This is a genomic window from Pontibacter sp. HJ8 (assembly GCF_054824225.1).
Genome location: NZ_JSYF01000098.1, coordinates 1 through 9,637, shown reverse-complemented (window position 1 = coordinate 9,637; position 9,637 = coordinate 1). Strand labels below are relative to the sequence as shown.

At 49.9% G+C, this 9,637-nt stretch carries 10 protein-coding genes and 1 tRNA gene; 5 read left to right on the top strand and 6 right to left on the bottom strand.

All coding sequences use genetic code 11. From position 1 onward, the window contains the following. Positions 1-288 (top strand): endonuclease domain-containing protein (locus OB13_RS05840; RefSeq protein WP_461489214.1); only part of this gene is annotated, 288 nt, incomplete at its 5' end. Between the two features lie 104 nt (positions 289-392). Here OB13_RS05840 and OB13_RS05835 read toward each other — a convergent pair. Then, positions 393-1,115, bottom strand: coding sequence for a DUF4476 domain-containing protein (locus OB13_RS05835; RefSeq protein WP_461489213.1), 723 nt, complete (start codon positions 1,113-1,115; stop codon positions 393-395). A gap of 165 nt (positions 1,116-1,280) precedes the next feature. Next, positions 1,281-2,450, bottom strand: a complete 1,170-nt coding sequence (locus OB13_RS05830; RefSeq protein ID WP_461489212.1) for an AIR synthase related protein — start codon at positions 2,448-2,450, stop codon at positions 1,281-1,283. Positions 2,451-2,672: 222 nt separating this feature from the next. Between OB13_RS05830 and OB13_RS05825 the strand changes: the two genes are divergently transcribed. Continuing rightward, the gene (locus tag OB13_RS05825) at positions 2,673-3,215 is read left to right on the top strand and encodes a hypothetical protein (RefSeq protein ID WP_461489211.1); all 543 of its coding nucleotides are present in this window, start codon (positions 2,673-2,675) and stop codon (positions 3,213-3,215) included. 97 nt (positions 3,216-3,312) lie between these two features. Here the strand turns inward: OB13_RS05825 and OB13_RS05820 are convergent, their stop codons facing one another. The 4 genes from OB13_RS05820 to OB13_RS05805 form a co-directional block, all read right to left on the bottom strand. Beyond that, positions 3,313-5,232 (bottom strand): OmpA family protein, encoded by a 1,920-nt coding sequence (locus OB13_RS05820; protein ID WP_461489210.1) that lies wholly within the window; start codon positions 5,230-5,232, stop codon positions 3,313-3,315. A gap of 52 nt (positions 5,233-5,284) precedes the next feature. Next, on the bottom strand, positions 5,285-5,767 hold the full coding sequence (locus tag OB13_RS05815) for a hypothetical protein (RefSeq protein WP_461489209.1): 483 nt from the start codon (positions 5,765-5,767) through the stop codon (positions 5,285-5,287). Between the two features lie 157 nt (positions 5,768-5,924). Next, on the bottom strand, positions 5,925-6,743 hold the full coding sequence (locus tag OB13_RS05810; protein WP_461489208.1) for a (Fe-S)-binding protein: 819 nt from the start codon (positions 6,741-6,743) through the stop codon (positions 5,925-5,927). A gap of 143 nt (positions 6,744-6,886) precedes the next feature. Beyond that, entirely contained in the window at positions 6,887-8,260 is a 1,374-nt protein-coding gene (locus OB13_RS05805; RefSeq protein ID WP_461489207.1) for a 4Fe-4S dicluster domain-containing protein, read from the bottom strand. A gap of 169 nt (positions 8,261-8,429) precedes the next feature. Between OB13_RS05805 and OB13_RS05800 the strand changes: the two genes are divergently transcribed. From OB13_RS05800 to OB13_RS05790, 3 genes are all read left to right on the top strand, one after another. Further along, positions 8,430-8,502, top strand: a tRNA-Phe gene (locus OB13_RS05800). Between the two features lie 281 nt (positions 8,503-8,783). Beyond that, positions 8,784-9,077 carry a helix-turn-helix domain-containing protein gene (locus tag OB13_RS05795; RefSeq protein WP_461489206.1) on the top strand — a complete coding sequence of 98 codons (294 nt, stop codon included), beginning with the start codon at positions 8,784-8,786 and terminating at the stop codon, positions 9,075-9,077. A gap of 229 nt (positions 9,078-9,306) precedes the next feature. Then, positions 9,307-9,637, top strand: a 331-nt coding sequence (locus OB13_RS05790; protein WP_461489205.1) for a hypothetical protein, incomplete at its 3' end; no start/stop codon positions are given.

Sequence of the window (9,637 nt, the reverse complement as noted above, 5' to 3'; positions counted from 1 at the left end):
TTGCTTTGGAATGAGCTCAAAAATAAAAGATTGTTTGGTTTTGACTTTGATCGTCAGAAACCGCTCGACAATTATATTGTTGACTTCTACTGCAAAGAACTCATGCTGGCAATTGAAGTGGATGGCGACAGCCACGATAATAGCTATGATGCAGACAACGACAGACAGAAAGCATTGGAAAAGCTTGGGATAAGATTTCTGCGATTCGACGACTCAGAGGTAAAACAAAATCTCCCAAATGTTATCCGAGAGATTGAGGCATGGATTTTAGAAAACCGGCAGACATAGTAACCCACCCCTAACCCCTCCAAGGAGGGGAATTTTTAACCCCATACATCTAGTCTTACCCTTTTATTCACGTACTATTAATCGGCATATTACTTCATCAGTGCCTACCTCCTCCTGCTGGTATACTCCTCCAGTTCCCGCACATTGTTGTCGAACTGGAAGACGTCGTAGATGTAGTAGAAGCGTTCTTTGTCGCACACATTGTCGTATGCGAACTTGGCAAACTCCAGGCGGCTGCTTTCGTACTCGAGCTGCAGCAGCACGCGGCGCAGGTCTTCGGACAGGATGCTGCTGTTCCGGACTGCTTCGCGGGCAATGGTGAGGCGGGTGCTCTCGAAGTCGCGGCCTTTCATAGTTTCTGCCAGGCGGTCCACGTCGTAGCGGTCCAGCAGGTTGCGGCAGTTGTTGGCTGGTTCTTCGTAGCGTGGCGGAGCGGGCTCATACCTGTCGGGGTAACGGGGCGGTACAGGAGCCGGCACAACGACCACAGGCGGTGGCACCAGCGGTATTTCGCTGATCACTCTCAGGCTTACTTTCCGGCCCGATACGCGCACGGCATAGTTGGTCTCAAAGCCGGCTCGGGCCAACACATTCACGCCTGTTCTATACACTCCATGACGCCCCCGGATACGAAACTCCGCATAATGGCTGCCGGGCCGCAGGTGTGTCATACGCACAAAGTTGGAGGCGGTGCGGTTGATCAAACGACCGTCCAGCGCCATCTGGAAAGGCTCGCCCCGGTGGGTGGTAAACGTGACAACAGTGGGTTGTGCGAACACCGGCAGCGCCAGGAGCACAAACAGGAGCGGAAGTAGAAGCTTTTTCATGAAGTATAGGTTTTAGCTTATACTTCTGCCAAGCCAATTATTGTGCCAGTTTGCGGAACTAAAGTAGAGAGGTGTTTGTCTGCAGCGATTTTTGAAAAAGGTATGGGCATAAAAAAAACCACAGGTGCTATACCTGTGGTCTTCTTTTATGCTGAAGCTGAATTTCTATCCTTCGTAGTAAAACTCGCCTTTGTCACTTTTAATCGTCAGCTCATTGCGCTCGCTGGCTTTTACTTTGCCGATGATCTGGGCCTCTACGCCGAAAGACTTCGAAATGTCGATCAGGCTCTGGGCGTGAGCTTCGGGCAGGTATATCTCGAGGCGGTGGCCCATGTTGAAGACCTTGTACATCTCTTTCCAGTCGGTGTGGCTCTCTTCCTGGATGATGCGGAACAGCGGCGGCACCGGGAAGAGGTTGTTTTTGATGATGTGTACCTTTTCGGTGAAGTGCAGCACTTTGGTCTGGCCGCCACCGCTGCAGTGCACCATGCCATGTATGTGCGGACGGTGCTCCTGGAGTATGGCCTTCACAATAGGCGCATACGTTCGCGTTGGCGAAAGCACCAGTTTGCCCACTTCCATACCTGTCTCCCGGTCCACATCTGTCAGGCGGTGCTTACCGGTATACACCAGGTCCTTGGGCAACTCCGGGTCGTAGCTCTCCGGATAGGAGGCCGAAAGGTATTTGTGGAACACATCGTGGCGCGCGGAAGTCAGGCCGTTGCTGCCCATGCCGCCATTGTACTCGTCCTCGTACGTGGCCTGGCCATAAGAGGCAAAACCCACAATCACATCGCCGGGCTGTATGGTATGGTTGGAGATCACTTCGTCGCGGCGCATGCGGGCGGTCACGGTGCTGTCCACGATAATGGTGCGCACTAGGTCGCCTACATCGGCTGTTTCGCCGCCGGTGCTGTAGATGCCGATGCCATTGTCACGCAGCATTTGCAGCACTTCTTCGGTCCCGTTGATGATAGCGGCGATCACCTCGCCGGGTATCAGGTTTTTGTTGCGGCCGATGGTAGAGGAAAGCAGGATGTTGTCGGTAGCGCCTACGCACAGCAGGTCGTCGGTGTTCATCACCACGGCATCCTGGGCTATACCCTTCCATACGCTCAGGTCACCGGTCTCTTTCCAGTACATGTAGGCCAGCGCTGATTTGGTGCCTGCCCCGTCGGCATGCATGATGGCGCAATACTCCGGGTCACCTGTGAGAACGTCAGGGATGATCTTACAGAATGCTTTCGGGAAAAGCCCTTTGTCTATGTTCTTGATGGCGTTGTGTACGTCTTCCTTCGAGGCGGACACGCCACGGCGGAGGTATCTGTTTTCCATAGTGCTGTTCTTACTTACTTTACAAATTTAAGAAAGGCCTTGGTATATACGGCAAAAGAAGTGCTTTAAAAAAGGCAAAGGCAGCAATTTATGAGGCAATGCGCACGTCAGCGGGGCATTACCGCCAGGTATAGGGCATGGTATTCCCTGCAAAGTTTCGCGCTATACCTTGCAACCATCCAACAATATATTGACTCCTCTATATAAACAAACTTATACCGTATGATAAAGAAACTATTGCTTTGCTTGTTTTGCTTCTGTGCCTTTACTGCTGCGCAAGCTCAGGATTCGCTCCATGTCAAACCACAGGTTTCAGCGCCTTACAAAGCAGCTATCGGCTTTCGCTACTCTCCCGGAGGACCAATGGGTGGAGACCTTGGCGTAACGGCTAAGTATTTCTTCAGGCCCCAGTCTGCGCTGGAAGCTTATTCAAATCTTAACCTGGAGTCGCGTTACTTTCTTGCTTCACTGAGCTATATCTGGCAGCCGAAGCTGGCCACCTCCGAGCGCTTCAGGCCCTATGCAGGTATAGGAGGCGGAGTACTCCGCAACAATAACATCCATTTTGTAAATGGCGAACAGGCTTATATCAACCCCGTAGCTATTGCTACCTTAGGTATGGAGTATCAATTCAAGAAGTTGCCTCTAGCCCTGTCGCTGGATTACCGCTCTACTTTTATGCGGTTCGGCAATTCTACGCCCGACCACCTTCATCTGAGCCGCAGCAGCAATCTCGGCCTCGGGGTGAAATATACCTTCCGATAGGGTATAGCAACAGATATAAAACAGAACCGGCGGCTATAGTCACATGCTATAGCCGCCGGTTTTTTATGTGCTAAGGTATAGCGCTATACCTTGTAGTCTATTCCTGAATGCGCACCACCTTGAATTCGGTGCGGCGGTTGCGCTGGTGCTGCTCTTCGGTCTTGGCATTGCGTACTACCGGGCGGCTCTCGCCATAGCCTTTGGCCGTAATCCGTGCCCTGTCTATCCCTTTGGAGATAATGTAATTCACGGCAGACTGCGCGCGTCGCTGCGAGAGGTCCTGGTTGTAAATATCCACACCACGGGAGTCGGTATGGGAGCTCAGTTCAATGGAGATCCGTGGATTGTCAACCAGTATCTCGACCAGTTTATCCAGTTCCTCGGCCGCATCCGGGCGGATATCCGCTTTGTCGAAGTCGTAGAAGATGTTCTCCAGCACAATGGCCTTCTCCTTCACGATCTCATTCAGTACCAGGTTAGCCGTCAGGCGGACCTCGTTCACTTCATTTGGTAGCTGGTTCTGCGGAGGCATCTTGCCTATAGTTGTCACACGCTGGCGGGCAGCAAAGAAACCTTCTTTTTCGGCCAGCAACGAATAGGCAGTTGCGCTGTCAAGCGGGAAGCTGAACTTACCTTCCGCATCGGCTTTTGTCTCTGCCAGCTTCTGGCCGCGATCGTTCTGCAGCACAACCGGCATATTCGGTACGACAGTCTGCTCCTTGTCCTTGTCGCGGCGCTGGTAGACTGTGCCATCTACAAAGAAATTGACCAGCTTGCGTTGCGACTTAGAAAAGGCATAAATATCATCGCCCCCTTTGCCCCCTTCGCGGTTGGAAGAAAGGTAACCGGTGAAGGCATTCTGAAAGAAAACACCAAAATCATCTCCGCTGGAGTTGATCGGCGTGCCCATATTCACAGGCGTGCCATCTTCAATCCGGAACAGGTCCATACCACCTAAACCCGGCAGACCGTCGGAGGCCACATACAGCGTACCGTCCGGGCCAACATACACGTAGCTTTCGTTACCGGGCGTGTTGATGTCCGGGCCTAAGTTTACAGGAGCCGAAAAACGTCCGTTGTCATCGATGGTTGATTTGTAAATGTCGTTGCCGCCCAGCCCGTCTTTGCGGTCAGAAGCGAAATACAGGGTCTTGCCATCGGGAGCAAAAGCCGGTGAGGAATCCCAGGCGCGGGGATCGTTGATGTTGAGTAGCTTTGGCTCGGTCCAGGCGTTGGAGCGGAAGAAAGAGAGGTATAGGTCTACGTTGCGGCGGCCTTTTTTAGTGCCTTCGTTGCCGCGGGCAAACACCATGGTTCTCCCCTCGTCGGTAAAAGTAGCCATCGCATCATGCAATCCATCGGTATTTACGCCTTCGAGCTTGCGCACGGCACCGCCCATGGTGGCCGAATCGCCTAGCGTGGTGGCGTAGATGTTGAGGAAGCCTTCGCCATTGCCCAGGTATTCTTTGCCCGGTCCGCGTGTGGAGGAGAAGATCAGTTCGTTGTTGAGCACATAAGGCGCAAACTCAGACCCTTCCGTGTTGAGCACCTCCAGGTTCTGGAGCTCAAAGCCGGAGCTCTTCTTCAGGATTCCGCTCAGCTGGCTCAGGTTTTCCACTTCCCGCAGTGCCAGGCTTTTCAGTTGTGGCTTGCTGCCTATGCGTGCATAGTCCTGCAGCTGGCCCAGGGCGGCTTCGTACTTGCCGTTGGCTTTCAGTGCCATCCCGTAGTAGAAATACCCTTCTTCCTTACGATAGTTGTTGTCGAGGGCCGCTTTGTAGAAAGGCTCTGCCTGCGCCAGGCGGTTGGACAAACGATAGGATTCGGCGATCTTATAGTTGATCTCTCCCGAGTTACCTTCCTTGCTCAGCGCCTGCTTGTAAAACTCAATTGCCCGCTCATACTGCTCCTGCGCAAATCCCTTGTCGCCTTTACTCAGATACCTGCCTGCTCCGCAGGAGCCAAGCACCAGTACAAGCCCCAGAAATATGCTTGTTCGCTTTAGGTAATGTCCCATCGGCTTTGTTGATAGCGTATGATGCATGAGCAGTAGAAGTTACAGTGCCAAATTAAAAATACCGGGAGAGCCAGCTGTTGTGGGCCGGACGTGGCCACGCTTGCTGCAAGTCTCCGTAATTATTTACCAAAGTATCAAAGTATAAGGTATGCGCATTGATCTCGCCGGAGGCGACCTTCTCTTTCAGCTCACTCATCCCTACCAGCTTCACCTCATCGCCTTGCAGGAAGGCAAGCCGAGTGCGGTCAAAGAACGAAACCCCGAAACGCTCCTCCAACTCCCGCACAAAACTCACCGACTTATCGATGGAGCAGCCGCTGGCTACGGTAGCGCTTTCGTTGTTGGCCAGCACCAGGAACTGGTTGTGCAGTAACCTGGCCGAAGCCTGCAGCCCTGTGCCGTGGCTGCTCCACTCAGTAGCAAAACGCTCGAGCAATGGTTTTATTTCTGCCTGCTCCGCATCCGTTAAAGGCCTGTTGGCCTGGTATATCCAGAGCCGGGCATGCGGAGGCAGCTGATCAAACGGAATGTACATATTTTTAATTATTGGATGGTTAAATGGTTAAATTGTTGAAAGGCTAAAAGGCTGAGGCGCTATACCTGAAGCGATGCGTTTAATGCACCAGCGAATCAGTATAACTGCAATCACTAAGTGAATAACCAACAATTAAACAATTTAACAATGAAGCAATTTATTTACTTAAGCCTTCCGCTTGCGCGATCAGCTCTGCAATATCAAAAACTTTTACGGTTTCTTCCTGTTCCTTGTTCTTCACGCCGTCGTTCATCATCACCATACAGAACGGACAGGCCGTTGCGATCACGCCGTTGCCGGAACCGAGCGTCGCCAGTGCTTCTTCGGTGCGCTCAATGTTGATGTCTTTTTTGCCTCGCTCCGGCTCCTTGAACATCTGGGCACCGCCGGCGCCGCAGCATAGGCCATTGGCACGGCTGCGTTTCATTTCCACCAGGTCGGCATCCAGGGCAGCCAGCACATCGCGCGGCGCTTCGTAGATGTCGTTGGCACGGCCCAGGTAACAGGAATCGTGATACGTGATGCGTTTGCCTTTGAAGGCTTCGCCTCCCTGTGCTTTCACTTTGCCCTCGTTGATGAGCTGTTGCAGGAAAGTAGAGTGGTGGATCACCTCGTAGTTACCACCCAGGTCAGGATATTCGTTCTTGATGGTATTGAAGCAGTGCGGACAGGCCGTCACGATCTTCTTTATATTATAGGCGTTGAGCACCTCGATGTTGGTGATGGCCTGCATCTGAAACAGAAATTCGTTGCCGGCACGCTTGGCCGGCTCACCGGTGCAGCTTTCTTCGGTACCCAATACGGCATACTTGATCCCTACGTGCTCGAGTATCTGCACAAAGGCACGCGTCACACGCTTGTAACGGTCATCAAAGGAGCCCGCGCAACCAACCCAGAACAGCACTTCCGGCTCTTCGCCGTTCGCAGCCATTTCCGCCATGGTTGGCACTTTCACTAATCTTTTATTTTCTTCCATCTGGTTATTTGAAAAGGACGCAAGAAGCAGGACATAAGACACAGGACTTTATTCTCAATTTATCTCAATATTTATCACTTGAGAGATACCCGTTTATAGCAGTTTAGTCTTGTGTCTTGTGTCTTGTGTCTTAAATCTTGTGTCTAATTTTTACTAGGTACATATAGGTCTTCGGCCCAGTTGAAGCGGTCGGAAGGCGAGAACGCCCATGGAGCCCCGTTGTTTTCGATGTTGGTAAACATCACATTCAGCGAAGCCGGTGCAGCGGACTCTTCGAGCACCAGGTAGCGGCGCAGGTCCATGATCGTGGACAGCTGATCGATGTTTACCGGGCAGGATTCTACGCAGGCATTGCAGGTCGTGCAGGCCCACAGCTCCTCCGGGGTGATGTAGCCACGCAGCAGTGTTTTCTCATCGGTAGTTTCGACACGCTCCACGCCCAGTTCCTTGTAATGGTTGGGAGCGAAGATAGCCGGATGTTCTCCTTTCTCTTCCATCCTATCACGGGTATCCATGACGATCTTGCGCGGAGAGAGCAGCTTGCCGGTGATGTTGGCCGGGCACACCGAGGTACAACGGCCGCACTCGGTACAGGTATAGGAGTCCATGAGCTGCTTCCAGGTCAGGTCTTCCACGTCTTTGGCACCGAAGCGCTGCACGATCGGGTTGCCCTGGGCGTCCATCTCCGGAGCCGGTGGCTGGTAGCTGGGATCCAGCATGGCCTTGATCTCATGGGTGATGGCCGGGTTAGTCGTGAATTTCCCCTTCGGCCACAGCTTGGAGTAGTACACGTTCGGGAAAGCCATGATGATGTGGAAGTGCTTGGAGCTCGGCAGGTAGTTCATGAAAGCCAGTATCCCGAGGATGTGGAACCACCAGCCTACACTGGCTACCGTTGCCAGCGTTCCGGCGTCAGAACCGAAAGCATTTACAAACAGCTGACTTACCGGAAAGCTGCCTGCCAGTTCGTGCCCTTTGAGTTGAGCCAGCTTCAGATCAGAGATGTTAAAAGCAAAAAGCGCCAGCATGAGCACGATCTCCGTGATCAGGATGATGTTAGCATCCAGCTTAGGCCAGGCACGCATTTCCACACCGGTTGCCAGGCGCGGAACGCGGGTTGCGTTACGGCGCCATAGGAAGATCACACACGCAACGATTACCAGCGCAGCCAGTACTTCATTGACAAACATCAAGGCACTGTAAAGCGGTCCAAGAAAAGCCAATACGCGGTGCGTAGCGAATACCCCGTCGATCAGAATTTCGATGACTTCGATGTTGATCACCAGAAAACCGACATACACGAAAAGGTGCAGCACGGCAGGCAGCATGCGTTTGAACATCTTCTGCTGCCCGAAGGCCACCAGCAGTGTTTTATTTATGCGCTCCGATGTGTCCCCGGCCAGTTCCACATCACGCCCCATCAGGATGTTTTTGCGGATCTTCCGGATCTGCCACACAAACAGACCGATACCCAGGCCGGCTACTATTAGGAAGATAATATTCTCGAGTTGAATCACGGCAAATTATTCGTTATACATACCAATTCGTAGATAAAGATAGCAGAATAGTGAGAACAAACGTATACAGAGGCACTTTTTTAAATTATTTTTATCAGATTGTTTGCTACTTAAAAGTTAGTTGCTACTTTTGCATACCCTTACGGAAGAGGGTGACACAACAAGAGCTGGTGATGTAGCTCAGTTGGTAGAGCAAAGGACTGAAAATCCTTGTGTCGTTGGTTCGATTCCAATCATCACCACAGACGAAACCCGTAACGAGCTTATTTAAAGCAAGTTACGGGTTTTTTTATTTCTGCCAGTATAGATTCAGTATACAAACCCCGTTTTTCGGCTTTAATTCCTCTACTTTCTCCTCATTTCTCTAAAAAGAGAATCAGTCTTCTCTCTATTTATCTTCATTACCTTGCCCTTTTACGTCGAGCTGGTATCAAATGAAAAAATTATTTATCAACAGGGGTAATTTTTCCTGCACTCTTTTGTATAACATAAAATAACACCACAAACCATTATACAAACAACAATGAAGTTTATTGTTTTAGAAGAAAGTCAGTATCAAAATTTAATAAATAAGATTGATAGCTTGTATGAAATTGTTGCTGGGGTAAAGATTTCTAAAGAACCTGAAGATCGCTTAATGACTACTACAGAAGCAGCAAAACGGCTAAAGGTGTGCAACAAGACTGTAATCAATCTAATTGAGAGCGGCAAGCTTAAAGCTATCAAATATAACAAAGGAGAAGGCAGGAGAGGTCATTTCAAACTACTAAGCAGTGATTTGGAAAGGTTTATTAAGAATAAGCGCCTAGGATACTAAAAGATAGGAGTATTAATGTCTTCTTTTGATTAAGATAACATATCCCCTATGTATTCTTAGCAACTTTCATGTAGTGCAGTATCAAATAGCTTCAATGAATAAGTCTTTTCTCACCATCTTTTATGAGAAGCTGAAAAATTGATTTAATTAATAATACATAGTAATATATATAAATTTTTTAATTAAATTTATTATAGTCTTGATAGTAAAACATAAACCTTACAGACTGATGAAACATCTTTGCTCTTTTATGATTTTGATGCTTGTACTAGTTGGCAATGTATTTTCCCAATCCGGAGCGGAGATCGTTGCAAATGATCCAAGCATAAGTAAGCTCGATGAGAAGAATGGGTTTAGAGATGCTAAATTCGGAAGCGATATATCAAGCTTTAAAAACTTGAAGTTGATTTATATCCACCACAAAGTAAATCCAGAACCACCTCATTATAGATATTATTTCCGGTTAAATGGAACGCAAGACTTTAAGGAGGCTGCCTCTTACAGTCCAACTGATAGGAAGCGCATAGATGAATCTTCTATTAAATTCTATGTTAAAGCTG

Coding starts and splice junctions, on each gene's coding strand:
- OB13_RS05835 (WP_461489213.1), bottom strand. CDS start 1,115: ATGAAAAAGCTTCTACTTCCGCTCCTGTTTGTGCTCCTGGCGCTGCCG.
- OB13_RS05830 (WP_461489212.1), bottom strand. CDS start 2,450: ATGGAAAACAGATACCTCCGCCGTGGCGTGTCCGCCTCGAAGGAAGAC.
- OB13_RS05825 (WP_461489211.1), top strand. CDS start 2,673: ATGATAAAGAAACTATTGCTTTGCTTGTTTTGCTTCTGTGCCTTTACT.
- OB13_RS05820 (WP_461489210.1), bottom strand. CDS start 5,232: ATGGGACATTACCTAAAGCGAACAAGCATATTTCTGGGGCTTGTACTG.
- OB13_RS05815 (WP_461489209.1), bottom strand. CDS start 5,767: ATGTACATTCCGTTTGATCAGCTGCCTCCGCATGCCCGGCTCTGGATA.
- OB13_RS05810 (WP_461489208.1), bottom strand. CDS start 6,743: ATGGAAGAAAATAAAAGATTAGTGAAAGTGCCAACCATGGCGGAAATG.
- OB13_RS05795 (WP_461489206.1), top strand. CDS start 8,784: ATGAAGTTTATTGTTTTAGAAGAAAGTCAGTATCAAAATTTAATAAAT.